The organism is Microbacterium sp. A8/3-1, from assembly GCF_040267695.1.
In the GTDB taxonomy this organism is placed as follows: Bacteria; Actinomycetota; Actinomycetes; order Actinomycetales; family Microbacteriaceae; genus Microbacterium; species Microbacterium luteolum.
On the sequence record NZ_CP158357.1, the window covers coordinates 1,733,067 to 1,757,769 of the forward strand.

Sequence of the window (24,703 nt, forward strand, 5' to 3'; positions counted from 1 at the left end):
CCCCGGATGAGTCATCCGGGGCCTTCGTCTGTGTGATCAGTTCGTGCGGGTGATCAGGTTGTCAGCACCGTACTTGTAGGTACCGATCGAGGCACCCTGGGGGTCGCCGTTCTCGTCGAACGTGACCTCGCCGGAGTAGCCGTCGTAGTCGGCCGTGCCACCGTCGTTGATGATCTTGGCGCAGTCAGCGAAGCTGGTGCACTTCTCACCGTCACCGGTGCCGCCGGAGACCTCAGCCATCTTGGCCGCGATGTCCGCGCCCTCGGTGGAACCGGCCGCGAGCGATGCGAGAGCGACGAGGACGACGGCGTCGTAGGCCTCAGCGGCGTACGTGAAGTCGTTGACCTCGGGGTTGCCCTCACCCGTCCAGAACGTCTGCAGACGATCGGTGAAGTCGTCTTCGAGCGCCGGGCCCGGCTTGGTGCCCTGCGCGCCCTCGAGCGAGAACGAGAAGTTCGTGTCGGGCGAGGAGCCGTAGTCGGACAGGTTTCCGTCGACCAGGTACCACTTGTCCGGCGTGATGCCGGCGTTCTGCAGCAGCGGGGCGATGGTCTTGAACTGGTCGAACGACACGATCGCGACGGCATCCGGGTTGGCTGCCTTGATCGTCTCGACCTGGGCGTCGAACTGACCGTCACCGACGTTGTACGAGGCGTCGGCGACGACCTCGCCACCCGCGCCCTCGAACGTCGACTTGATGTTGTCGAACAGACCCGTGCCGTAGGCGTCGTTCTGGTAGATGACGCCGAGCGTCTTGTGTCCGTCTTCGGCGATCAGGTTGCCGAGGACCTCGCCCTGCAGCAGGTCGCTGGGCGCGGTGCGGAAGTAGAGTCCCTTGTCGTCCCAGTCGGTGAAGTCCGGACCGGTGTTCGACGCGGAGATCTGCAGGATGCCTGCGCTCACGTTGCCGTCGAGGATCAGGCGGGAGACGCCGGATGCGGCAGCGCCGACGATGGCGGTGACGCCCGCGCCCTGGAGCTTGGTGATCGAGGTCTCGTACGCCTTGGTGTCGGTGTCGCCCTCGTCCTCGGCGGTCAGGTCGATGGTGACGCCGGCGGCGGCCTCGTTGACCTCGGACACGGCGAGTCCGACGCCGGATTCCATGGGCGGGCCGAGGAACGACAGCGAGCCGGTCTGCGGCAGCAGCGAACCGAGCTTGAGCGTCAGGTCGGCTGCGGGCTTGTCTCCACCGCCGTCCGAGGGCTCGGCGTTCGGCGTGCTGCAGCCGGCGATGACGATGGCGGATGCGCTGAGCAGCGCGATCCCCGCGAAGACCTTCGCGCTGCGCGAACCCTTCAATACGTTCATGTTGCTCCCTTGCGTAACTGAGCGCGGATTGTGACCACGATCGGGTGCTCTAACACTAGAGCGTGGGACACGCCGACAGGGGTCGCTCATGTTTCGGTGCGTTAACGATCCGACACCGAGTCCGGTGCGCAGCGGAACCGGGAATCAGAGCGATTCGGGCTTCGCGACCGCGCGGCCACGTCGGGCGGCCAGGACGAGGTCCACCACGAAGACGACGATCGCGATCCAGACGATGATGAATCCGGCCCATCGCTCGGCCGGCATCGGCTCGCCGAGGACCGCGACGCCGATGATGAACTGCATCACCGGGGTGACGAACTGGATCATGCCGATCACCGTGAGATCGATGCGTCGCGTACCTGCCGCGAACAGCAGCAGCGGCACCGCCGTGACCACGCCGGCGAATCCGAGCACGAGGGCGTGACCCCAGCCGTTCGCCCCCATCGTGATGCCGGCGGGCGTCTGCGCCACGATGATCAGCTGCACGACGGCGATCGGGATCAGCCAGAACGATTCCAGCGTCAGACCGCTCACCGCGTCGACGGCCGGCCCGATCTTCTTCTTGATCAGCCCGTAGACGCCGAAGGAGGCCGTCAGCGACAGCGCGATCCACGGGAAGGCGCCGTAGGCGACGACGATCACGACGACCGCGATCGCGGCGATGGCGATGGCCGCCCACTGCAGACGGCGGATGCGCTCCTTGAGCACGAAGACGCCGAGCAGCACCGTGGTGATCGGGTTGATGAAGTAGCCGAGGCTGGTCTCGACGACGTGGCCGGTGAGCGTGCCGAGGACGAACACCTGCCAGTTGACGTAGATGAGGAGGCCGGCGAGCGCCGTCCAGCCGAGCAGCTTCGGCTGCCGCAGGATGACGCCGAAGGCCGCCCAGCCGCGAGTCACCGTCAGCAGCAGGAGGCAGAAGACCAGCGACAGCAGCACGCGCCACGCGACGACCTCCCAGGGCCCGGTGGGCACGAGCAGGAGGAAGTAGAGCGGGAGGATCCCCCAGAGCAGATACGCGCCCCCGGCGTAGGCGACTCCGGCGGTCCGAGTGGCGCGGGTCGTCGTCTCAGGGTGCACTGCACAACCCTATGTCGCGCGGGCGGTGCTCGGCGCCGCAGGGCGACGGTCCGGAGGAGTCCGGCAGAAAACCGACGCCGAGTGGCGGGATGCAGAAGGGGCCCGGATGCCGCAGCATCCGAGCCCCTTCCGAGGAACGCTGGTTCAGCGGACGACGACCGCGAGGACGTCGCGAGCCGACAGGACGAGGTACTCGTCTGCGCCGAACTTCACCTCGGTGCCGCCGTACTTGCTGTACAGGACACGGTCGCCGACGGCGACGTCGATCGGAACGCGGTTGCCGTTGTCATCGATGCGGCCGGGGCCGACGGCGATGACCTCGCCCTCCTGGGGCTTCTCCTTGGCAGTGTCGGGGATGACCAGGCCACTCGCGGTGGTCTGCTCGGCCTCGACCTGCTGGATGACGATGCGGTCCTCGAGCGGCTTGATGGAAACCGACACGGTCTACCTCTTCTTTCTTGACGCTGACACGAAAGACTTGTTCGCACTCTCAACCCGAGAGTGCTAATCCAGTCTAGGCGCTCGGCTGGCACTCATGCAATGCGAGTGCCAGCGCCAGGTCCGTCTCGGCGGCGAGAGCGGGGGAATTAGGCTGAGGGCGTGGAGATGTCCGAGCTGCGTGCCCTGCTGACCCCCGAGGGGCTCGGGCTGCTCGACGAGCTGGGGCCCATCGAATCGACCGCTGAGGTCGCCCGCGCCGTCTCGCGGCTCCGCGCGGCAGGGCACTCCCCCGAACTGGTCTCGGCCGTGGTCGGTCAGGCGCACCTGCGCTTCCGGGCGACGACGAAGTTCGGCGCGTTCGCCGGCCGGATGCTCTTCACCCGCGCCGGGCTCGAGCAGGCGACGAGACTCGCGGTCGCGGCACGGCACGCGCAGCGCATCCGCAGCTCTGGCATCACGCGGGTCTCCGACCTCGGCTGCGGCATCGGCGGAGATGCCCTCGCTTTCGCCGGTGCGGGCCTCGACGTGCTGGCGGTCGACGCCGACGAGGTGACGTCGGTGATCGCCGCCTACAACCTCGCGCCCTTCGGGGATACGGCCGTCGTCCGTCACAGCACGGCGGAGAACGCTCTCGATGCGCCCGGCGAGGAGCATGGCGCCGTGTGGATGGACCCTGCGCGGCGCACCGCGGGGCACAGCGAGACACGACGCGTGTCCTCCGACGACTACTCTCCCTCCCTGGACTGGGCCCTCGACGTCGCCGCGCGGATGCCGACGGGCATCAAGCTCGGACCGGCTCACGACCGCGACGCGCTCCCGTCCGACGGCGAGGCGCAGTGGGTGAGCGCCGACGGCAGCGTGGTCGAGCTGGTGGTGTGGAGCGGCGCGCTCGCGCGGGAAGGCGTACGCCGGGCTGCCCTCGTGATCCGCGGCGAGCGCTCGCACGAGCTCACCGCGGGAGCCGATGCCGAGGACGCCCCCGTGCGCGAACTCGGCGCCTTCCTGCACGAGCCCGACGGCGCGGTCATCCGTGCGCGGCTCATCGGCGACGTCGCGCGGAGCCTCGACGCCGGGATGCTCGACGAGCACATCGCGTACCTGACGTCGGATGCCGCGCTGACGAGCCCCTTCGTGCAGTCGTTCCGCGTGCGCGAGACCATGCCGGCCACCCCCAAGGCGATCAACGCCGTGCTGAAGGCGAACGGCATCGGCCGGCTCGAGATCAAGAAGCGCGGCATGGACGTCGACCCCGCGGCCTTCCGGAAGAAGCTCGCGTTGCGCGGGGACGCGGAGGCCACCCTGATCCTCGTCCGGGTGGGTGACCAGCGCCGTGCGATCCTCGCCGATCGCGTTCCCGCCCCGGCCTGACGGCCGTCACTCGTCGGAGTCTCCCGGCGCCTCGACCCTGATCGGGTCGCCGGGCGGCGACTCGATGCGCACGGTGTCGCCGGGGGTGATCGGGGAGGAGAACGACGAGTCCCGCGTGATGGTGAGGAACGGGGTCTGGTTCTGCGTGTTCTGCACGCCGATCGTCCAGGAGACGGGGAGCCCGCCGTCGATCCCGTCGACCACCGCGAAGAGCCCGGCACCGGGCAGGTCGAACGTCGTGCTGCACACCGGGGGCTCGTCGGGGGCATCGATGATCATGCAGTGCTCGAACGACCCGGCGTCGTCGCCGTCGGCGAATCGGGATCCCAGCCACACGGGCTGGTCCTGGAAGTAGCCGACGAGCGACAGGCCCATCGAGAACCCCTGCTCGAACAGCTCCGTCGCCCTGGCGCGCTCCTCGCCCTGGAACTGGTTCACCATGGTGACGCTCGGCGTCCACCGCTGGATCGAGACCATGGGCTCGCCGGCCGTCGAGAACATCATGTAGACGTTCACGCTGGTGCCGGAGACGACGGCAGGATCGACGTCCGCATCGCCCGGGTCCGGCACCATCACGAACGTCGAGAGTCCGAACGGCCCCACATCGTCGCGATCCTGGCACGAGTCGGAGGACTCCTCCCCCACGTCCATCACCACGCAGACCAGTCGTCCGTCCTCCCTCGTGCCGTACCAGACCAGGGCGTCCTCGTCCTGGCCGACGGCGCGCAGCGTGCCCGGGTCGTACTCGCCCTGGTCATACAGCTCGAGTCGTCTCTGCTGCTGGTCCTCGCTGAGAGGGATGACCTCGGGGCGCTTCCCGAAGAGCACCCAGCCCGTGCCCACGCCGATCGCGAGCAGCAGAGCGGATGCCGCAGCCACGAGGACCCACCGACGTCGCGGCACCTCGAGCCAGGTCCGCTGCCACCGCTCGCGCCGCGTCTCCGCACGCGGTTCGGCGCGAGGTTCGCCCGGCGGTTCGGCACGCGGTGCGGCGGCGGTCCCCGTCGCGGGGCCGACCTCCCCCGGCACCGGGGTGCGTGGCGGTACGTGCTCCCGATCGATGAGCGCCGGCGGCTCGGCCGCACGTGCCGACGGCTCCGGCGCCGCGGTGGAGACCATCAGGGCCGGCCGCGCATCCTCGAGGTCGCGCAGTCGCCGCGCCTCGGCATCCGTCAGCCCTCCGTCGCGCGCGTACGCCTTCCGCAGCAGCCGCGACCGCTCCTCGCCTTCAGTCCCCTCCGGCACCGAGCTCACCTCGCTCCCGGGTGATCACGAGGTACGACGGACCGGTCGGCGAGAACTCGTACGTGGTCGCGGCGCCGGTCTGCGGGTCGACGACGTTCAGGACCAGCCCCGCCCCCTGTTCGACGATGGTCTGCGGGTCGGCGCAGACCATCGGGGACGGAGACATGGAGCCGTCGTAGATGAGGCATGTGCCGGGTGAATCGACCTGCATGGCGGTCCAGATCGGCACGTCGCCGTCGTAGCCGGCCACCCAGATCGAGTGCGGATCGAACCCCTCGTCGGCGAGCTTCTCGGCGATGCGCGTCTCGTTCTCGTTCGCATAGATGATTCCGGTGGCTCCCGAGCTGTAGTCGTAGCTGCTGACCGCGACGGCAGGCTCCCCCGACGCGGCGAACAGCACCTGGGCGGTGACCTCGCGCTGCGAGCCGCCGTCGGCGTCGACGATGATCGACCCGACCATGCCGGAACCGGCGACCGCCTCGGTGAGCTGACAGTTCGGAACGGTCGACTCGCCGTCGCCCAGGATCAGGCAGGTGCGCCTGCCCCCGTCCTTCGTCGCGGCCCAGACGACGACACCCTCCTCGACGGCGAGAGCGCGGACCGATGACGGGTCGTACTCGGCCTCGGCCAGCAGAGCGTTCTGCCACTCCCTCTGCTCGGATGTCAGGGTGATCGCCTCGGAACGGATCTGACCGAACAGGAGCCATCCGAGGCCGACCCCGCACAGGAGCACGGCCACCGCGGCGAGCGCGATCCACCGCACGTGCACGCGCCGTGGAGCGGGAGCGGATGCTGCGGCCGGGGCCTCGTCCACCGGGTCCTGGGCGGTCTGGGCGGTCATCGCAGTGGCGCGTTCCGGGGCAGCGGCTGGTTCCGGAGCGACGGGCTCAGCGATCCCGATCACGCGGTCCTCACGGCGCTCGACCGCTCGCGCCTGGAGTGCACGCAGGCGCGCGGCCTCGGCGTGCGAGAGGTCGCCGTCACGCCCGTACGCCCGCGCCTGCAGTGCGCGCATCTCCGCGAGCTCCTCGGCGTCCTGCATCCTGCTATCCGAGCCGCTCGAACTGCATACCGGCCCACACGAGCCAGCCCAGGCTGTAGACCGTCGCGCAGAGCCCGAGCACCAGTGCCCAGCGGCCGATCGCGCGGCTCTCGACCGGGCGGCGCAGCGACATGATCGCGGCGACGACCGAGACGACGGCGACCGGAATGCCCCAGCCGACGAAGAAGGATGTTCCCAGCGCGACGATCGCTGCCAGCAGGGCCCAGGGCGCCAGCCGGGTGTCGTCGATCACGGTGGCGTCCGTCGCGGGCTCCCACTCGGTGTCATCGACGGCGTCGAGGTCGGGGCCGCTCACGACCACGGGCTCGATGCCGACCGGCCCCGTCGGGAGCTTCGCATAGCCGTCTCGGCGCGCGCCCGGGATCCTGGTCGCTCCCGCGGGCTGCTCGACCTCGCCGCTGGGCCGCTCGATGCTCGTGCGGGGCGTCGGTGGGGTTCCGTCCTCGTCCGGTCTACGCGGGACGTCGCTCATGCGGGAACCGCTTCCGCGACCTGGATCTCCGTCACCGGCAGAGTGGAGTCCGCGCCGAACGCGAGCGTCGACGGGCCGCGCCCCGAAGAGATCAGCTCTGCGGCGAGCACCGCGATCATCGCGCCGTTGTCGGTGCACAGCGAGAGGGGCGGGATCCGCACGGTCACGCCGGCCGCCTCGGCGCGCTCGAGTGCCACCTGGCGCAGCCGACGATTCGCGATCACGCCGCCGCCGAGCAGCAGACGGGGAACACCGAGATCGGCACAGGCGGCGAGCGCCTTGGTGACCAGCACGTCGACGACCGCCTCCCGGAAGCTCGCCGCGATATCCGCCACGGGGACGGCCGTGCCCTGGTTCGCCTCGTCGGCCTCGAACCGCTCGACCCAGCGGGCGACGGCGGTCTTCAGCCCGGAGAACGAGAAGTCGTAGCGGTGCTTCGCCAGATCGGAGGCGCGGGAGAGCCCGCGCGGGAAGCGGATCGCGTCCGGGTCGCCTTCGAGCGCAGCGCGGTCGATCTCCGGACCGCCCGGATAGGGCAGCGAGAGGAGTCGGGCCACCTTGTCGAAGGCCTCTCCCGCGGCGTCGTCCACGGTCTCGCCGAGCAGCTCGACGTCGGTGGTGAGATCGCGCACGTGCAGCAGGGAGGTGTGCCCACCGGACACCAGCAGTGCGATGGTCGGGTACTCGAGCGGCTCGGCGTCCGGAGTGAGGATGTCGGCGGCGATGTGCCCGACGAGATGGTTGACGGCGTACAGCGGCTTGCCGAGCGACACGGCGAGGCCCTTCGCCGCTCCGACACCGACCATCAGCGCGCCCGCGAGCCCCGGTCCGCTGGTCACCGCGACGGCGTCGAGGTCGTCGAGGGTCACCCCGGCCTCGGCCAGCGCCGCGTCGATCGACGGCTGCAGCGCCTCGAGGTGCGCACGAGCTGCCACCTCGGGGACGACGCCGCCGAAGCGCGCGTGCTCGTCCATGCTCGAGGCGATGGTGTTCGACAGCAGCGTGCGTCCGCGGACGATGCCGATCCCGGTCTCGTCGCAGCTCGTCTCGATGCCCAGCACCAGAGGCTCACTCATGCGTTCGCCTCCTCCGGCTCATCGGCGGACAGCGGATGCCGGCGCAGGTCGCGCCGCATGACGATGGCATCCACGTCGTCCGGCTGATAGTAGCGAGGGCGCCTGCCGATCTCCTCGAAACCCTCGGCGAGATACAGGCCGGCCGCCGAGGGGTTGTCCGCCCTGACCTCGAGGAACACCTCGCGAGCGCCGCGCTCGCGTGCAGACGCCAGCAGGGCGCGCAGCAGGGCGCGCCCTCGACCCTCTCCGCGGTGCTCGGCGACGAGGGCGATGGTCTGGATGTCGGCATCCGGGCTGCCCTGCAGAGCGCGCACGCCGCCGTAGCCGATGACGATGCCGTCGCTCTCATCGACCAGGTACTGCCCGTGCGGGCTGGCGAGCTCCGCGGCCATGGTCTCGGCACTCCACGCATCCGTCGGGAACGACCGGTGCTCGATCAGCATGATCGCGTCGAGGTCCGCCGGGGTGGCGCTGCGGAGCGTCATGATCCGACCTTCTTGGGGGCTCCGGGCATGGTCACGTCGGGGTGGCGCATGTAGAGGGGCTCGTCGCCCGTGAGCGTGCGTCCGGCGCCGAGCGCGCGCGCACCCACGCAAGCCAGGTCGGCTCCGGAGAGCGTCGGGACGTCGATGCGTCGGACTCCCGCGAGATGCGCATCCGCATCGACGGCCTTGACGAGGACGGTCTCCGCGATGACGCGCGGGATGCCGTCGGCATCCGCTCCGTCGAAGACCGTGATGGCGACTTCGCGTCGGCGGGCATCGGTGACGATCGCGAACGGCCCGGACGCCGTCTCGAGAGCGGTCAGCGCGGCGGCGAGGTGACTGGGGACGGCGACCACCGGGATGCCGCGGCCGAGCGCGAACGCGCGGGCGGCGGCGATGCCGATGCGGAGGCCGGTGAAGGGGCCGGGGCCCATGCCGGCGACGACATGCGTGATGTCGCCGGGGCCGGCGTCGGCGAGCACCTCGGCGAGCAGGACGCCGATGACCTCGGCGTGTCCGAGAGGATCCGCGGTCCCCGCCTCGGCGCGCCGGGTCCCGTCGGCGTCGATGAGGGCGACGGCGGTGCCCAGGGAGGTGTCGACGGCGAGGATCACCTCTCCAGGGTAGTCCGGCCGGCCGGGGGCCTGGTCGCGGAGGACTCGACCTCCGCGGGCGGAGCATCCGACGTCGTCGCGCGCTTCCATCGGTCTCCGCCTGCCGCGCGGGCACGGACCGCCGCTGATCCTGCCGCGGTGGCCAGCGCGTCGTAGTCGTATCCGGCGGTCGCCACCGTCGCCCAGCCGATGCTCGCCGACGCTCTGATGCCCTCGACGGGCGCGTCGCGCTCGATGGTCGAGATGCGGGTCAGGATGTCCCGCATGTGGAACTGGATCGCTTCCTCGCTCCCTCGGATGATGACGATCGCCCGGGTGTCGTCGATCCGGATGGCGTCGGCGGCAGCGGGAAGCGCGTCCTGGATGTCGTCGTGGAACCGGTTCGCGATCATCGCGAAGGCGGAGCCGGTCGAGGCCTCCCGCAGATCGGCGGGGTCGTCCAGGCGCACGTCGAGGATGGACCAGACCTGCTCGTTCTGGGCACCGGCCTTCTGCAGACGCCACCGAGCGCGTTCGATCGCGGCGTCGATGGCCGAAGGGGGCGTCGCCTCCGCCCTGACCAGCAGCACCAGGGTGAAGGCGGCGCACGTGCTCAGCACGAGCGTTCCCACCGCGTTCATCCCGCGCAGCGTGCTGAGCTGCTCGTCGGCGCTCACTCCCTGATTCAGCACGGCCGCCACGGCGGCGGCCGCCGCGACCACGAGGAACGCGCACGAGGCGAGGCCGAGCGGCAGGAGGATGTCGCGCGGGCCGGGTTGCCGTCGTAGGAGCTCGTAGGCGACGAAGGCGGCGAAGACGCCGCTCACGAGGAACACGGTGTGGAACGTGGGCAGATACACCGGGGTCTTCACCGTCACCACCAGCAGCGACGGGACGATCAGCAGGTAGACCGCGACAGGCCACCAGATGACCCGCCTGCGCAGGTGCATCCGCAGCCCGATCCAGACGAGCGGCTCGAAGCACAGCAGCAGGCCCGACGCCGCGGCTCTCATCAGAGGATCCGCGGTCTGGTTCCCGGCGAGCCAGAGATAGGCGCCGAGCACGCCGAGACCGAACGCGGCTCCCCAGGTGACCGTCGCCCTGCTCGGACGCGCCAGCGTCGCCAGCGTGAACACCAAGGCGGCCAGAACCGTCACGACGGCGACCATGCTGGTCGTGATGTCGACGTGGACGGGCACGTGGGCGGGCACGATCATGCCAGGACCTCTTTCACTCGCCGTTGCGGGAAACGCAGGGTGATGGTCGTGCCGGCCCCGAGGGCGCTCTCCACGACGATGCTTCCTTCATGGGCCTCGACGATGCCGCGGGCGATGCCCATGCCGAGTCCGGTGCCCGCGATACCTGCCAGGACGGCTCGGTCGGTGCGGAAATAGGGATCGAACACGCGCGGCAGCTCGTCGGGCGCGATGCCGGACCCGGTGTCGCGGATGACGAGCTCGGCCTGTCCGTCGGCAGCCGAGCCGAGCCGAACCGTGATGCGGCCGCCGGCCGGCGTGTACTTGACGGCGTTACTCAGCAGGTTGTCGAGCACCTGACGCAGACGGAACGCGTCGCCGTAGATGACGAGGCTCTCCGCTCCGCTGATCTCGAGCTCCTGTCTGCCGCCGGAGATGAGCGGTGCATAGGACGCCGCCGACGCCTCGACGACCTCGCGCAGTTCGACCGGTTCGAACGGCTCCGCCGGCGCGCTCCGCGTCGTCTCCAGCGTGCTCGCCACGAGGTCCTCCATGCGCTCCCCCGCGTTGGCGATGACCTCGAGCTGCGCGGTGACCTGCGGGGCGAGATCATCCCGCTCCAGCAGCAGGTCGACGTGACCGATGATGGCCGTGAGCGGATTGCGCAGCTCGTGCGACACGACGGCGGCCAGCGCGCGGCGCTCCTCGGCCGCCTCCAGCAGCTCGGTGACGTCGTCGATCATGACCAGCGTGACGTGCGCGCCCTCCTTGGCACCGGCGATCGTCTGCGTGTTCACCTGGAGCGCATGCCACTGCCCCTCACTGTCGAAGAGCCAGACCCGTTCGGCCTGCAGCTGCTCGCCGTTCGCGGCGCGCGCCAGGGTCGTGCGGCCCGGCGGCACGGCGGCGCCGCGCCGACGGTCGTACTCGACCGCTGTGGACGGGAGCGCCTCGCCGAAGCGGTCGCGGCCGTAGAGCGCGCGGTAGGCGTCGTTCATCTGCAGGATCCGGCCGTCTCCGGCGACCACGACGAGAGCCACGCCCAGCGCGTCGATGATCTGAGTGACCCGGCGCTGGTTGGTCTCGGCCCGCTCGGCCGCGCGGTTCACCTGCTCCGAGCGCCGCTCGAGGAGGCGCCGTGCGGCCCGCGCCCGCTGCGAGCCGATGCGCACCGTGACGCCGAGGAAGCTCAGCGTGATGATGACGGTGAGGATGCGCAGCAGAAGATCGGCGGTATCACCGGTGCGCTCGGCGAACAGAACGAGGCAGACCCCGCAGAAGGCCACGCCGACGAGCACCCAGTGCATCGTGAAGTAGGTGGCGAGCCACGTGACGGGGAAGACCCAGAGCAGCCCGAGCCGGATGTCGGGTGCACTTGTGGCGAGGCCGACAGCGAGGGTGTCGAGCAGCGGCAGGACGACCACCGCCCGGCGCGGCAGCCGCTGCCAGGGCACCGCGAACGCGACCAGCGTCGTGACGACGACGAGAGCGAGTCCCGCGATGAACAGCGGAATCCCGAGGGTCTCCGGCGTCAACGCGGTGATCATGACGACGATTGCCACGATGCTCGCCGTGAACACCAGCTGCCATCGCCAGATCGAGACCGTGCGGATCATCCTCGCCCGCCCTCCGGTCGATCCTCAGCTTTCACGCAAGATTACTCAAAGATCGGGTCACTGCGCTCTTCAGGCCGTGTCTCGGCTCTAGCCTGCTGTGTGGGGGCTGACTCTGCGACTGGGGATTCGCAGGCGCTGGGCCGCGCGAGTTAGGGGATTCGCAGGCGTTGAGGCCGCGGCTGGGGAGCCGCGGCCTCACCAGCAGAACTACCGCGTGTCGTCGTCCGCGGGAGTGAGACGGTAACCGACGCCGCGCACGGTCTCGATGTACTCCGGCTCGGCGGAGCTGTCGCCGATCTTCCGGCGCAGGTTCGCGATGTGCGTCTCGATCGCGCGCTTGTCGGGTTCGCTGACGTGCCCGGTTCCTCCGGGAGGAATGCCGCGGAGACCGAGAGCCAGCTCCGCCTTGCTGCACACCCTCCGCTGCGCCGTGAGGAGCGCCGCGAGCAGCTCGAACTCCGTCGGCGTGAGATCGATCCGCCGCTGTCCCACGAGGACGATCCGGGTGTCGAGGTCGAGGCTGAGGTCGCGGTGCACCATGCCCCGCCACGTCAGGACCGTCGCATCGGCGCTCGGTGCGGGTGGAACGTCGGCCACGGTGCGCGATGCCGGCACGCTCCGCGGATCCTCGCTGCGCGGGCGGCGGAGCAGCGCCTCGATCCTGGCTCGGAGTTCCCGCGGCCGGAACGGCTTGACCAGGTACTCGTCCGCGCCCGAGGTCAGCCCGAGCACGACATCCGACTCATCGGCCAGCGCGGACAGCATGATGATGAACGTCGAGCTGATCCGGCGGATGCGACGGGCGACCTCGAAGCCGTCGATCCCCGGGAGGTTGATGTCGAGCGTCGTGATGACCGGACCGTGCTCCTCGATCGCGGCGAGACCCTCGAGACCCGAACCGGCGAGGATCGTGCGGAAACCGGCCGCGCGGAAGACCTCGTCGAGCAACGACCTCACGTCGACGTCGTCCTCGATGATCACGGCGACGAGAGCCCCGGTGACCCGTTCGCTCACGATGCGCCCTCCTGACGGATCGTGACGACCCGCGGGGCGTCGGCATCCAGCTCCGAGGCGTCGATGTCGTCGCCGCCCACCGGGCGCTCCAGTTCGATGTCCCACCACGAATCCGCGAGCTCCTCGGCCATCCCGCGCCCCCACTCGATCACGACCACCGATCGGTCGAGGTCGAGGTCGAGGTCGTCGAGCTCGGCGGCGGATCCGAGACGATACGCGTCCACGTGCACGAGAGGCGCACGCCCGACCAGAGACGGGTGCGTGCGTGCGATCACGAAGGTCGGGCTCTGCACCGGTCCGCGCACGCCCAGGCCCTCGGCGAGGCCGCGCGTGAAGGTCGTCTTCCCCGCTCCGAGCGGACCGGTGAGGATCAGCAGATCTCCTGCCTCCAGCTGCGCGCCGATGCGGCGCCCGAGGTGCTCCATCTCGTCCGATGTGGCGATCTCGCGCCGCCCGAGGAAGGCCGGATCGACGCTCATGACGTCCGCCTCGGCACGCGGTGGCCGATGCGCGTGACGATCTCGTAGTTGATCGTGCCTGCGGCATCCGCCCACTCCGCCGCCGAGGGCACGCCGAGCGTCGGATCGCCGAACAGCACGACCTCGTCACCGATCGAGACCGGGGTGTCTCCGACGTCGACGACGAACTGGTCCATCGCGACGCGGCCCACGTTGAGGAAGCGCCGCCCGGCGATGGATACGGGAAGCCTGCCGGAGCCGCTGCGCGGGACGCCGTCGGCGTATCCGAGAGGGACGAGCACCAGCGTGGTGTCGCGCTCGGTGCGGTGATCGTACCCGTAGGAGACGCCGGCGCCGGCGCTCACCCGGCGCACGGCCGCGATCGACCCGCGCAGCGTCATCGCGGGACGCAGCCCCAGTTCGGACGAGCGGCGGTCGTCGAACGGCGAGAGTCCGTACAGTCCGATGCCGATGCGCACGGCGTCGAGGCGCATCTCCGGCATGTCGATCGCGGCAGCGGTCGCGGCGATGTGCCGGATCTCCGGACGGATGCCGAAGGACGCCGCGGCTGCGACGCCCTCCTCGAAACGTGCGAGAGCGGCCCTGTCGTCCTCCGGCGAGGTGTTCGAGAGGTGGCTGAACAGACCGACGATGCGCAGGCGGCCGATCCGCTCGAGCCGGGCGGCCTCCGCGAGCACTCGCGCCCAGTCCGCCGGGGCAATGCCGTTGCGCGAGAGTCCGGTCTCGAACTTGAGGTGCACGCCGACCGGTCTGTCGACCGTCGCTGCGGCCGCCGCGGCCTCGAGCTGATCGAAGGAGGAGATCCCGAGTTCGATGTTCTCGGCGGCGGCGCGCTCGAACCGCTCCCCCGGCGCGTGCAGCCACGCCAGGATCGGGGCGTGCACACCCTGCCTGCGGAGCTCCAGCGCCTCGGGGATCTCGGCGACGCCGATCCGGGTCGCACCGGCGGACAGCGCGGCGACGGCGGTGGCTGCTGCCCCGTGGCCGTACGCATTCGCCTTGACGACGGCGATGACCTCGACGCCCGTCAGCCGACGGAAGTGCCGCACGTTGTCGGCGATCGCGTCGAGATCGATGGTCGCTTCTCGGAACGGGACGGTCACAGCGGCGCTCCTTCGGCGACGACGAACGCGGCGGCGAGACCGGCGTCGTGGGTGAGGGTGAGGTGGAGCGTCAGGATGCCGCGCTCTTCCACGACGGCGGCCGTGGAACCCGAGAGGACGAAGTGCGGCTTGCCGGAGGGTTCGGAGGCGATCTCGATCTCGGTCCAGTGCACGCCGTCGGAGCCTCCGAGCGCCTTGATCAGTGCTTCCTTCGCCGCATACCGGGCAGCGAGAGACGGAAGCCGCAGCGTGCGCTCCGCCGGTGCGAAGAGTCGCTCGCGCAGACGTGGTGTCCGCTCCATGGTCCGTTCGAACCGCGGGATGTCCACGAGGTCGATGCCGGTCCCGATGATCACCCGTTCAGCCTACCGAGCTGTCTCGGCGTTTCGACTGAGCGCCCCCTTTGTGTGCGAGCCACCCCGGTACGAACGCGTCAAAAGGGGCGGCTCGCACCAAAAGGGGCGGCTCGGCGAGACGGCCTACTCGACCGTGACGGACTTCGCGAGGTTGCGCGGCTGGTCGACGTCGAGTCCCTTGGCCGTGGCGAGCGCCATGGCGAAGATCTGCAGCGGCACGACCGCGAGCAGCGGCTCGAACATGGGGCCGGCGAGGGGGATGTGGATGACCTCGTCGGCGAACGGCAGTACCGCGGCGTCGCCCTCTTCGGCGATCACGATCACCCGGGCACCGCGGGCGCGGATCTCCTGGATGTTCGAGACGACCTTCGAGTGCACGAGCGCCGAGTGGCGGGGCGACGGCACCAGCACGAAGACGGGCTGACCCGGCTCGATGAGCGCGATCGGACCGTGCTTGAGCTCACCGGCCGCGAAGCCCTCCGCGTGGATGTAGGAGATCTCCTTGAGCTTGAGAGCACCCTCGAGCGCGATCGGGTAGCCGACGTGGCGACCGAGGAACAGCACAGAGCGGGTGTCGGCCATCCAGCCGGCGAGCTGGGTGACGTGCTCCTGCTCGCTCGCCAGGACGCGGGCGACCTTCTCCGGGAGGGCGGCGAGCTCGGCGACGTCGGCCGATGCGTCGGCGACCGTGCCGCGCACGCGGCCCATGTGCAGGCCGAGCAGCAGCAGCGCGGTGATCTGCGCCGAGAACGCCTTGGTCGATGCGACGGCGACCTCGGGACCCGCGTGGGTGTAGACGACGGCATCCGACTCGCGCGGGATGGTCGCGCCCTGCGTGTTGCAGATCGACAGGGTGCGGGCTCCGCGCTCGCGGGCGTACTTCACGGCCATGAGCGTGTCCATGGTCTCGCCCGACTGGCTGATCGAGACGACGAGCGTGTCGGCGCCGATCACCGGGTCGCGGTAGCGGAACTCGTGCGCGAGCTCGACGTCGACCGCGACGCGCGCCCACTGCTCGATCGCGTACTTGCCGACGAGCGCCGCGTAGGAAGCCGTGCCGCACGCCGTGATGATGACGCGGTTGATGCCGACGAAGAGCTCGTCGAGACCGTCGAGCTCGGGGATGACGACCTGACCGTCCTGGATGCGGCCGCGGATGGTGTTCGCGACGGCCTCGGGCTGCTCCGCGACCTCCTTGGCCATGAAGCTCGACCAGCCGCCCTTCTCGGCGGCGGCGGCGTCCCAGGAGACGTCGAAGGGTTCGGCCTGGACCGGCTGTCCGAAGAAGTCGGTGACGGTGACGGCATCCGGGGTGATCGAGACGATCTGGTCCTGCCCGATGGCGAGAGCCTTGCGCGTGTGCTCGATGAAGGCGGCGACGTCGGAGCCGAGGAAGTTCTCTCCCTCGCCCAGACCGATCACGAGCGGGGAGTTGCGGCGAGCGCCGACCACGAGCCCCGGGTGGTCCTGGTGCATGGCGAGCAGGGTGAACGCACCCTCCAGGCGGTTCACGACGCTGCGGAACGCGAGCTGCAGGTCGCCGCCGTTGTCTGCGTATGCGCGACCGAGGAGAGCCGCGGCCACCTCGGTGTCGGTCTCGCTGCGGAACTCGACGCCGTCGGCGAGGAGCTCCCCGCGCAGGGCCGAGAAGTTCTCGATGATGCCGTTGTGGATCACGGCGAGCTTGTCGTCGTCGGCGAGGTGCGGGTGGGCGTTCACATCGGTCGGACCGCCGTGGGTCGCCCAGCGCGTGTGCCCGATGCCGGTCGAGCCGTCGGGCAGCGGCGCGTCGGTGAGCGAGTCGCGCAGCTTGGCGAGCTTGCCGGCCTTCTTGCGCATGCCGAGCGCGCCGTCTCCGTCGATGACGGCGACGCCGGCGGAGTCATATCCGCGGTACTCGAGGCGGGCGAGGCCGGCGAGAAGGATGTCCTGGCTGGGGCGCGGGCCCACGTATCCGACGATTCCACACATGGTTCAAAGATAAGCGGGAACTTTTGCGAGTCGTCCGAACAATAGATCCGGAGCGGATGCCGCGGTCAGAGCTTGCGGAGAAGGACGGATTCGACGGTGTGGTCGGCGCCCTTGTTCAGAACCAGTCTTGCGCGGTGCTTCGTCGGCATCACGTTCTCGACGAGGTTCGGCATGTTGATCTCGTTCCAGTAGCCCAAAGCCGTCGTGATCGCCTCCTCGTCGGTGAGGTGCGCGAAGACGTTGAAGTACGACGACGGGTTGCTGAACGCGCCCTGGCGGAGGGCGAGGAAGCGATCGACGTACCACTTCTCGATGTGGGAGGTGTCGGCGTCGACGAAGATCGAGAAGTCGAACAGGTCGCTGACCGCCACGTCGTTGGGAGCGGGCGGCGGCTGCAGCACGTTCAGTCCCTCGACGATCACGACGTCCGGCCGCCGCACGACGACGTGCGCATCGGGCACGATGTCGTAGCGCATGTGCGAGTAGAAGGGTGCGCGCACCTCGGGGGCGCCGCTCTTCACCTCGGTGAGGAACTCCAGCAGCGAGCGGCGATCGTACGACTCCGGGAAACCCTTGCGCTCCATCAGGCCGCGGCGCTCGAGCTCGGCGTTCGGGTAGAGGAAGCCGTCGGTCGTGACGAGCTCCACCCGCGGCGTGCCGGGCCAGCGACTCATCAGCTCGCGCAGCAGACGTGCGATGGTCGACTTCCCGACCGCGACGGACCCGGCGACGCCTACGACGAACGGCGTCGTGGTGTCGTCCTCCTGCAGGAACGACGAGGTCGCCGCGCCGAGGCGCTTGGTCGACGTGGCGTAGAGGCTGAGCAGACGACTGAGCGGCAGGTAGACCTCGCGGACCTCGGTCATGCTCAGCCGGTCGCCGATGCCGCGGACCTCGACGACCTCGGTCTCGCTGAGAGGCTGATCGAGGTCGGCGGCGAGGCGTGCCCATTCCGCGCGACCGATCTCGCGGTACGGAGACAGCGGCTGCGCAGAGTCGACGGTGGTCACTCTTCCATCGTATCGGGGCACGAGTAGTCTCTTCCCGTGCGCCTGGGAGTCCTCGACATCGGTTCGAACACCGTCCATATGCTCGCCGCCGACGTCCGCCCCGGCGGTCGCCCTCTGGCGAAGACGAGCGACCGGACGGTGCTGCGCCTCATGCGCTACCTCACACCGGACGGCGCCATCTCCGAGGAGGGGGTGGTCGCGCTCGAGGCGGCCGTCGCGCAGGCGCGCCGCGTCGCGGACAGCGAGAAGGTCGACGAGCTCCTCGCCACCGCGACGAGCGCGGTCCGCGATGCGCGGAACGGCGGCGACGTGATCGCCCGCATCGAGGCCGCCCTCGGGCAGCCGCTGCAGGTGCTCGACGGAGAGACCGAGGCCGAGCTGACGTTCCTCGCCGTGCGGCGGTGGTTCGGCTGGTCGGCCGGGCAGCTGCTGCTCCTCGACATCGGCGGCGGCTCGCTGGAGATCGCTGCGGGCGCCGAGGAGATGCCGGATGCCGCGGCATCCGTCCCCCTCGGCGCCGGGCGCATGACCGTGCAGTTCCTGCCGAACGATCCGCCTGGCGAAGAAGACGTCGAACGTCTGCGAGCGCACGCGAAGAAGACGCTCGCCGCCGTGCTGCCCCAGTTCCTCGCGCTCCCGCGTCCCGACCATGTCGTCGGCTCGTCGAAGGCGATCCGCTCGCTCGCCCGGCTGGTCGGGTACCCGGCGCCCGGGTGGTCGGGCACCGACCGGATGCTCCTCCCCCGGGCCTCGCTCGGCTCCTGGATCCCGCGGCTCGCGCGGCTCCCGGCATCCGCTCGTCAGGAGCTCCCCGGCATCACGCCGGACCGGACGTTCCAGATCGTCGCGGCGGCGGTCTCGCTGCATGCGGCGATGACCGTGCTCGACATCGACGAGCTCGAGGTGTCGCCGTGGGCGCTCCGCGAGGGCGTGCTGCTCCGATACATCGAGCAGCTGAACTGGAGCGGCACCCGAAGCTGAGAACCGCGGTCGGCTGCGGTGGCTAGCATGACGGCATGTCCGCTCCCGTCGCTGTCCGCACCCCCGCCGGTGCCGTCGTGGCGCGAGTGCTGCTGGTCGGCTACCTGCTCTTCGTGGGTTTCACGGTGTGGCTGCCCGCCGCCATCTCGGCGAAGGTCACGGGCCTCGTCGGCATCATCGCGAGCTGGGTCGCGGATGCCGGGATCGCGTCCTACGCGCGGAGCGCCTTCGTCCTCGAGATCCTCGCCAACGTGGCCCTGTTCGTGCCGATCGGCCTGCTCCTCGCTCTCGCGTGGCCGCGCCTGCGGGTATGGCAGACCGTGTTGGTCGGCGCGCTGATGAGCGTGCTCATCGAGACCGTGCAGGGGGTGATGCCCTCGCGGTTCCCGACCCTGTCGGACGTGATCGCGAACACCACGGGAACCCTGATCGGCGCACTGATCGTGACGATCATCCTGTCGCTGGCGGGCGTCGAGCGACCGCCTCGTGCGCGTAGGCTGACGGCGTGAACGCGCACCGTCAGGATGGACCGCCCGCCGGCATGAGCCGCCGCGAATGGCGCGAATCGCAGGCGCCCGGCGCCGCCGCGGATGCTCCCCCCGCCGATGCCCCGGTCGTTCCCGACTTCCTCGGCGCCCCCCTGCCCTCGGAGCAGCCGAGTGCGAGCCTCACGATCCTCACGGTCTGCACGGGGAACATCTGCCGCTCCCCGCTCGCCGAAGTGCTGCTGCGCGGCAGGCTCGAGCCGCTGGGCGTCCGCGTGCACAGCGCCGGGACGCACGCCCTGGTCGGCCATGGCATGCCCGAGCCCGCACTCGATCTCGCGCTGAAGGCCGGCGCCGACCCGCAGGTCGCCGCCGCGCACCAGGCCCGCTACCTCGTCGAGCCGATCATCGGCGACGCCGACCTCGTGCTCGCGATGGCCCGTGAGCATCGCTCGCACGTGGTGAAGATGATGCCGAACCGGCTTCGTCGCACGTTCACGGTCCGCGAGTTCGCGCGGCTCGCGTCGACGCTCAGCAGCGAAGACGCGCGCAGCGCAGCGGATGCCGCCGGCGGATCGCCGCAGGACCGGTTCGCCGCCGTGCTCCGCGCCGTCGCCGACCAGCGTGGCCTGACGCCGTCGGTCGCTGAGGACGATGACGTGGTCGACCCCTACCGGCGCTCCAGCGAGACGTATGCGCGCTCTGCCGCGCAACTGGTCCCGGCTCTCGACGAGGTCGAGCGGATCGTCCGCGCCGCGCTCGCCTGAGCCCGGCTTTCCCACGGCGGGCGGTCGTTCGCCGTATGCTCGATGTCGTATCTGCATCCCGAGTTCCCCACGGGATGCATGAGGGGATAAAGAGTTGGAACTCAGAGACTACGTGCGCATTCTGCGCGCGCACTGGATCGTGATCATCGTCGCCACGATCATCGGAGCCGCCGCCGCCTTCGGCTGGAGCGCCCTGCAGCCGCGCGTGTACTCCGCCGACACGACCGGCATCGTGACCGCCGTCGGTGGCGACGGGACGAGCGGCAGCGCCTTGGTGGGCAACCAACTCGCCCAGAGCCGGGTGAAGTCGTACCTCAACCTCGGCTCTTGGCGCGCCGTCGCCGAGCATGCGATCGACGAGCTCGACCTCGACACGTCCCCCGACGTCCTCGTCAACCACGTCACGGTGACGAACCCCGTCGACACCACCGCGCTGAAGGTGACCGCGACGGGCTCGACGCCCGAGTCCGCGCAGGCCCTCGCCCAGGCGTGGCTCGACGGCATGGCGATCGAGATCGAGAAGCTCGAGGGCGGAACGTCCACGACGCCGGCCGCGATCTCGCTGATGGTGGGCGACTCCGCGCGGCTCCCCGCGGCCCCCTCGTCGCCGAACACCCGCCTGAACCTCATCATCGGCGCCCTCGTGGGTCTCGCACTCGGACTCGTCTACGCATTCGTCCGGCACACGGTCGACCGTCGCGTCCGGCATCCGCGCGACATCGAGCGCGAGACCGGCGTGTCGGTGATCGGCACGCTCCCGCTCGAGAAGTCGATGTCCGACGAGCGCCAGGTGATCGACTTCTCGCTGGAGTCGCAGCACGGCGTCTCGCATCACACGATCGAGTCGATGCGCGAGCTGCGCACGAACCTGCAGTTCATCGACGTCGACAACCCGCCGCGCGTGATCGTGGTCACCAGCTCCGTGCCCGGCGACGGCAAGTCGACCGTCTCGGTCAACCTCGCCTCCAGCCTCGCCGCTGCAGGCCAGTGGGCCATCCTCATCGACTGCGACCTGCGGCGTCCGGTCATCGCCGACATCTTCGGTATGTCGCGTGACGTCGGACTCACCGATGTGCTCGCGGGCCGCGCCGACCTGCAGGACGTGGCCCACCGTCCGTCCCGCGACGTGCCGCTCGCGGTCGTCGGGGCAGGGCGCATCCCGCCGAACCCGAGCGAGCTGCTCGGCTCGCACCGCATGCGCGACTTCCTGGCGGAGATCAGCAAGTCCGCGATCGTGATCCTCGACTCCCCTCCGGTGCTGCCGGTGACGGATGCCGCCGTTCTCGCCGCCGGCGCGGACGGCGTGCTGATCGTCGTGTCCTCGGGGAAGACGACCTTCGACATGCTGCAGCGGGCCATCGAGAACATCACCCGCACGACGGGTCGTGTGCTCGGGGTCGTCCTGAACCGCGTCCCCCGCAAGGGCGCGGAGTCGGCGTACTACGGCCGCGAGTACTACGGCGCGTACGAGCGCTATGCGCAGAAGGAAGAATCCGCCGAAGCCGAGGCCGAGACCCCGGAGCCGGGCGTGCGTCGCCGCGGAGCCGCTCAGGTCTGAGTCGTCGGCTCCTGCAGGAGACCGTCTTCGACCAGCTCCTGCAGCGCAGCCTGCACGATCGACCGCGCATCGCCGGTCTCGGGCTCGCCGTGCTCGGCGACGACCGTGTCGACGATGTCGTCGAGCGTGCGGCCGTGGGCGGCCGCCCAGAGGGACGGACCGATGCCGTCGAGCACGTGGACCCGTCCCCCGGTCGGGGTGCGCTGCAGGATCGCGGTGCGACCGTCGAGGTCGAGTTCGTCGACGATGTCGGCGTGTGCGAACGTGCCGCTTCCCGCCGACGCGGCAGCCGACGTCGTCGGGCGCGGTGAGACCGCGTCCACCGGTCGGAGCTCCGTTCGCAGCATTCCCTCGATGACCTCGTCGATGCCGGCGACCTCGCGGTAGCGGAGCCGCACGGCCCCACCCGTCGCCCGGAGGAGGGCCGCGATGCGCTGAAGCGGCGCTTCTCCGTCGCACAGATAGCTGGTCTGCGGCCCCAGCAGTTCGAGGGCTTCCGCGATGTCGAGCTCTTCGAGCGACGGCGTCTCCGGGCCGTCCGGGGAACGGTCGATCACGACGATCTTCACCACACGCAGCACTGCCGGGAGCGGTCGGCCTCCGTCGAAACTCGACAGCGCCACCTGCGCCTTGTGCGCCGAGTGCGCCTCGATGATCGACAGCGGCTTCCGGTACGGTTCGACGCCGCCGTCGGCCGCGATCGCGATCGTCTCGTCGCTCACGTAGGCGTACCGCTGCGACAGGTGCCGTGCGGCCGTGGTCTTGCCGGTCCCCGATGGCGCGCTGAGCACGACCACACGACCGCTCTCGTCGGCGAGGCCCGCCGCATGCAGCATCCACACCGGCTCCGCGCGGCGGTGCGCGAGAGCCGCGATCGTCACGTCCGTCGAGAGCATCGAGAGCGCGGCAGCGTCGTCGAGAGTCTCGCGCACGGCGACGACCGCGTCCGCCGGGCGGTCTCCGTCGTAACGGGCATCCGCCCACGCCTCATGGGCGCGGACTCGGAACTCTGCGTCACGGCCCGAGACATCGACATCGATGACGGCTCCGACCGCACTGACGGGGAAGCGATCAGGCATGCGAACAGCCTATCGATCGAGCCCGAGCCGTCATCCGGACCGCCGATGAACACACATCTCGCGCATTTTTCGCACAATCTGCGCAGAGTTCTTCACTTCGATGTTCGAACCCCGGCACTCGTCCTAACGTGACGGTATCCAGGACAGGGGATCTCTTCACCGAAGAAATCCTCTGACTCCAGAAGAAAAGCGGGGAAACGGTCACCGCGACGGTCTTCGAGACGGTAGCGTGTCGACAACGCGAAGCCAGGGTGCTGGTCGATCTGAGGGGAACGACAGGCACCGAGCAGTCTGGCGCGCGTTCATTCGGCGCACGGAAGGGTGATGCGTGGATCTCGGCATCGTGAGGGAGATCGGTCCGCAGGAGCTGATCGATCACGGCATCCGGCCGGTCGGCGACCGGGCTTCCCTGCGTGCCCGGGAGCGGACTCCGGGCTCCGTCATCCTCCTGACACTGCGCGGCGTATCGAACGAAGTCGCGATCGACACGTCGAGCACTCACCCGGATCACGCGGTCTTCGCCTTCATCGAGGCGCAGGCACTGTGGTCCAGGACGCAGGACGAGCCGTGGCTGCAGATCGAGAGCGGGATGGTGATCGCCGCGCCCGGGCTGTCGCGCGGCCTGCGCTGCCAGGGCGCCTGGAGCGCGACCGTCGCCCTCGTGCCGCGCACGGCGATGGCGTCGTTCGTCTCGGCACTGCCGACCGACGCCCGGATCTTCCCCGAGCGTCGCCTGCTCGACAGGGCGATGCAGGACTTCATCGAGGGTCTACTGGTCGCCGAGGAGCGCGCGACCGCGATCGAACGGTACGCCGTCGAGCAGCTGGTCCTGGAGATGGGCGGAGCGATCCTCCTCGACCGGGTCGGCGCGGTCTCCGGTCAGGGCTCGCCGCGCGCCGTGCTGCGCGACCGTGCGATCGCCGTGATCGCCCAGCAGTGCGGCGATCCGAACCTCACTCCCACGCAGGTCGCCCGCGAGGTGCAGTCGTCGCTCCGCCAGCTGCAGCTCGTCTTCGCGGAGGCCGAGAACAGCGTCGCCGGCGAGATCCGCCGTCAGCGCGCCCGTCTCGCCCGTTCCCTGCTCATCGACAGCCGGTACGACGTGCTGAGCATCGAACAGATCGCGCAGCGCTCCGGCTTCCAGTCGCCGATGAGCCTGCGTCGAGCACTCGACGAGGCGTACCAGGCGACGCCACGAGCCCTCCGCGCCCAGCGCCGCGGATAGCCCCGACCCGGCGTTTTCGCTCAGATCGCGCAGGTTCAGCGCACACTGCGCTGACTTCTTCCATTCGATGTTCTCGGCCGTTCGCGGCCGCCTACGTTGATGCCTACGAAGAGGCTCCTGGGGGATGCAGACAACGTGTCGCCTCTTCACGACACAAGCGGGCGACCGCATCTGCATCTATGAGGGAGAACAATCTCGTGACCGAAGAAATCCAGAAGAACAGCGGCTTCTCGCGCCGCACCATCGTCAAGGGCGCCGCGTGGTCCGTTCCGGTCATCGCAGCTGCTGTGGCGACGCCGCTCGCGGCGGCATCGGGCGGAGACATCGGCGCGTTCGCACTTGACGGAAGCTGTGGCATCCTCGGCGTCCTCGGCCCTGGCTTCACGCTCGAAGCCAGTGCAACCGAGCCGATCCCCGCGGGTACCACGGTCACCATCACCGGTGGCGGCATCGCCAACATCGGTGTCTTCAGCGTCACCGGCGGCACGGCTGCCGTCAACGTCCTGTCGCCCACGAGCACCCAGATCGTCCTGAGCGCTCCGGTGCCGGCCGGCGGCACCATCGCCTTCCGCACCACGCTCTCGATCTCGGTCGCGTTCACGCTCAACGCCACGACGACGCTCCCCGCCGGTTACACCGGCACCGGTGGCAAGCCCGCCGGTTCGGTGAGCTCGACCCTCATCCTCTGCTCGGCCACCTGATCGGGCACCAGAGGATCTGAGAAGTCAGACC

General features: G+C 69.9%; 25 protein-coding genes. 7 read left to right on the forward strand and 18 right to left on the reverse strand.

Going from position 1 to position 24,703, the window contains the following annotated elements; translation table 11 throughout:
* Positions 1-36: 36 nt before the first annotated feature.
* From ABS642_RS08545 to groES, 3 genes are all read right to left on the reverse strand, one after another.
* Positions 37-1,308, reverse strand: a complete 1,272-nt coding sequence (locus tag ABS642_RS08545; protein WP_282214234.1) for an ABC transporter substrate-binding protein — start codon at positions 1,306-1,308, stop codon at positions 37-39.
* Positions 1,309-1,452: 144 nt separating this feature from the next.
* The gene (gene rarD / locus ABS642_RS08550) at positions 1,453-2,388 is read right to left on the reverse strand and encodes an EamA family transporter RarD (RefSeq protein WP_350352979.1); all 936 of its coding nucleotides are present in this window, start codon (positions 2,386-2,388) and stop codon (positions 1,453-1,455) included.
* Positions 2,389-2,532: 144 nt separating this feature from the next.
* Entirely contained in the window at positions 2,533-2,829 is a 297-nt protein-coding gene (gene groES, locus ABS642_RS08555; RefSeq protein WP_046012430.1) for a co-chaperone GroES, read from the reverse strand.
* Between the two features lie 159 nt (positions 2,830-2,988).
* Between groES and ABS642_RS08560 the strand changes: the two genes are divergently transcribed.
* Entirely contained in the window at positions 2,989-4,197 is a 1,209-nt protein-coding gene (locus ABS642_RS08560; RefSeq protein WP_350352980.1) for a class I SAM-dependent methyltransferase, read from the forward strand.
* A gap of 6 nt (positions 4,198-4,203) precedes the next feature.
* On the opposite strand, the gene ABS642_RS08565 is transcribed toward ABS642_RS08560, so the two are convergent.
* The 14 genes from ABS642_RS08565 to coaA form a co-directional block, all read right to left on the reverse strand.
* Positions 4,204-5,442, reverse strand: coding sequence for a hypothetical protein (locus tag ABS642_RS08565; protein WP_350352981.1), 1,239 nt, complete (start codon positions 5,440-5,442; stop codon positions 4,204-4,206).
* Positions 5,426-6,484 carry a hypothetical protein gene (locus ABS642_RS08570; RefSeq protein WP_350352982.1) on the reverse strand — a complete coding sequence of 353 codons (1,059 nt, stop codon included), beginning with the start codon at positions 6,482-6,484 and terminating at the stop codon, positions 5,426-5,428. The genes ABS642_RS08565 and ABS642_RS08570 overlap by 17 nt, the downstream gene beginning before the upstream one ends.
* A 4-nt stretch (positions 6,485-6,488) precedes the next feature.
* Positions 6,489-6,977, reverse strand: coding sequence for a hypothetical protein (locus tag ABS642_RS08575; RefSeq protein ID WP_350352983.1), 489 nt, complete (start codon positions 6,975-6,977; stop codon positions 6,489-6,491).
* The gene (tsaD, locus tag ABS642_RS08580) at positions 6,974-8,053 is read right to left on the reverse strand and encodes a tRNA (adenosine(37)-N6)-threonylcarbamoyltransferase complex transferase subunit TsaD (protein WP_350352984.1); all 1,080 of its coding nucleotides are present in this window, start codon (positions 8,051-8,053) and stop codon (positions 6,974-6,976) included. Before tsaD ends, ABS642_RS08575 begins: the two co-directional genes overlap by 4 nt.
* Positions 8,050-8,538 carry a ribosomal protein S18-alanine N-acetyltransferase gene (gene rimI, locus ABS642_RS08585; protein ID WP_350352985.1) on the reverse strand — a complete coding sequence of 163 codons (489 nt, stop codon included), beginning with the start codon at positions 8,536-8,538 and terminating at the stop codon, positions 8,050-8,052. The genes tsaD and rimI overlap by 4 nt, the downstream gene beginning before the upstream one ends.
* Positions 8,535-9,152, reverse strand: a complete 618-nt coding sequence (gene tsaB, locus ABS642_RS08590; protein ID WP_350352986.1) for a tRNA (adenosine(37)-N6)-threonylcarbamoyltransferase complex dimerization subunit type 1 TsaB — start codon at positions 9,150-9,152, stop codon at positions 8,535-8,537. The genes rimI and tsaB overlap by 4 nt, the downstream gene beginning before the upstream one ends.
* Positions 9,149-10,348, reverse strand: a complete 1,200-nt coding sequence (locus ABS642_RS08595; protein WP_350352987.1) for a hypothetical protein — start codon at positions 10,346-10,348, stop codon at positions 9,149-9,151. The genes tsaB and ABS642_RS08595 overlap by 4 nt, the downstream gene beginning before the upstream one ends.
* Positions 10,345-11,943: a PAS domain-containing sensor histidine kinase gene (locus tag ABS642_RS08600; RefSeq protein ID WP_350352988.1), complete on the reverse strand. Its 1,599-nt coding sequence runs from the start codon at positions 11,941-11,943 to the stop codon at positions 10,345-10,347. Before ABS642_RS08600 ends, ABS642_RS08595 begins: the two co-directional genes overlap by 4 nt.
* A gap of 207 nt (positions 11,944-12,150) precedes the next feature.
* Entirely contained in the window at positions 12,151-12,957 is an 807-nt protein-coding gene (locus tag ABS642_RS08605) for a response regulator transcription factor (RefSeq protein WP_350352989.1), read from the reverse strand.
* Complete coding sequence (tsaE, locus tag ABS642_RS08610; RefSeq protein ID WP_350352990.1) at positions 12,954-13,436, reverse strand: tRNA (adenosine(37)-N6)-threonylcarbamoyltransferase complex ATPase subunit type 1 TsaE; 483 nt, start codon at positions 13,434-13,436, stop codon at positions 12,954-12,956. Before tsaE ends, ABS642_RS08605 begins: the two co-directional genes overlap by 4 nt.
* Entirely contained in the window at positions 13,433-14,539 is a 1,107-nt protein-coding gene (gene alr / locus ABS642_RS08615) for an alanine racemase (RefSeq protein WP_350352991.1), read from the reverse strand. The genes tsaE and alr overlap by 4 nt, the downstream gene beginning before the upstream one ends.
* Positions 14,536-14,895: a holo-ACP synthase gene (locus tag ABS642_RS08620; RefSeq protein WP_350352992.1), complete on the reverse strand. Its 360-nt coding sequence runs from the start codon at positions 14,893-14,895 to the stop codon at positions 14,536-14,538. The genes alr and ABS642_RS08620 overlap by 4 nt, the downstream gene beginning before the upstream one ends.
* Positions 14,896-15,018: 123 nt before the next feature.
* Complete coding sequence (gene glmS / locus ABS642_RS08625; protein ID WP_282214249.1) at positions 15,019-16,866, reverse strand: glutamine--fructose-6-phosphate transaminase (isomerizing); 1,848 nt, start codon at positions 16,864-16,866, stop codon at positions 15,019-15,021.
* Positions 16,867-16,931: 65 nt separating this feature from the next.
* On the reverse strand, positions 16,932-17,876 hold the full coding sequence (gene coaA, locus ABS642_RS08630; protein WP_282214250.1) for a type I pantothenate kinase: 945 nt from the start codon (positions 17,874-17,876) through the stop codon (positions 16,932-16,934).
* Positions 17,877-17,912: 36 nt separating this feature from the next.
* Here coaA and ABS642_RS08635 point away from each other — a divergent pair, with 36 nt between their 5' ends.
* The 4 genes from ABS642_RS08635 to ABS642_RS08650 all read left to right on the forward strand — a co-directional run bounded on the left by ABS642_RS08635 (position 17,913) and on the right by ABS642_RS08650 (position 21,667).
* Positions 17,913-18,857 carry a Ppx/GppA family phosphatase gene (locus ABS642_RS08635; RefSeq protein WP_350352993.1) on the forward strand — a complete coding sequence of 315 codons (945 nt, stop codon included), beginning with the start codon at positions 17,913-17,915 and terminating at the stop codon, positions 18,855-18,857.
* A gap of 35 nt (positions 18,858-18,892) precedes the next feature.
* Entirely contained in the window at positions 18,893-19,366 is a 474-nt protein-coding gene (locus ABS642_RS08640; RefSeq protein WP_350352994.1) for a VanZ family protein, read from the forward strand.
* Positions 19,363-20,109 (forward strand): low molecular weight phosphatase family protein, encoded by a 747-nt coding sequence (locus tag ABS642_RS08645; protein WP_350352995.1) that lies wholly within the window; start codon positions 19,363-19,365, stop codon positions 20,107-20,109. The genes ABS642_RS08640 and ABS642_RS08645 overlap by 4 nt, the downstream gene beginning before the upstream one ends.
* 94 nt (positions 20,110-20,203) lie before the next feature.
* Positions 20,204-21,667: a polysaccharide biosynthesis tyrosine autokinase gene (locus tag ABS642_RS08650; protein ID WP_350352996.1), complete on the forward strand. Its 1,464-nt coding sequence runs from the start codon at positions 20,204-20,206 to the stop codon at positions 21,665-21,667.
* Here the strand turns inward: ABS642_RS08650 and ABS642_RS08655 are convergent.
* The gene (locus ABS642_RS08655) at positions 21,658-22,746 is read right to left on the reverse strand and encodes a PqqD family peptide modification chaperone (RefSeq protein WP_350352997.1); all 1,089 of its coding nucleotides are present in this window, start codon (positions 22,744-22,746) and stop codon (positions 21,658-21,660) included. The genes ABS642_RS08650 and ABS642_RS08655 overlap by 10 nt on opposite strands.
* 328 nt (positions 22,747-23,074) lie before the next feature.
* Between ABS642_RS08655 and ABS642_RS08660 the strand changes: the two genes are divergently transcribed.
* A complete protein-coding gene (locus ABS642_RS08660; RefSeq protein WP_350352998.1) occupies positions 23,075-23,971 on the forward strand; it encodes a helix-turn-helix domain-containing protein in 897 nt (298 codons plus the stop codon).
* 197 nt (positions 23,972-24,168) lie between these two features.
* Positions 24,169-24,672: a hypothetical protein gene (locus tag ABS642_RS08665; RefSeq protein WP_350352999.1), complete on the forward strand. Its 504-nt coding sequence runs from the start codon at positions 24,169-24,171 to the stop codon at positions 24,670-24,672.
* Positions 24,673-24,703: the final 31 nt, after the last annotated feature.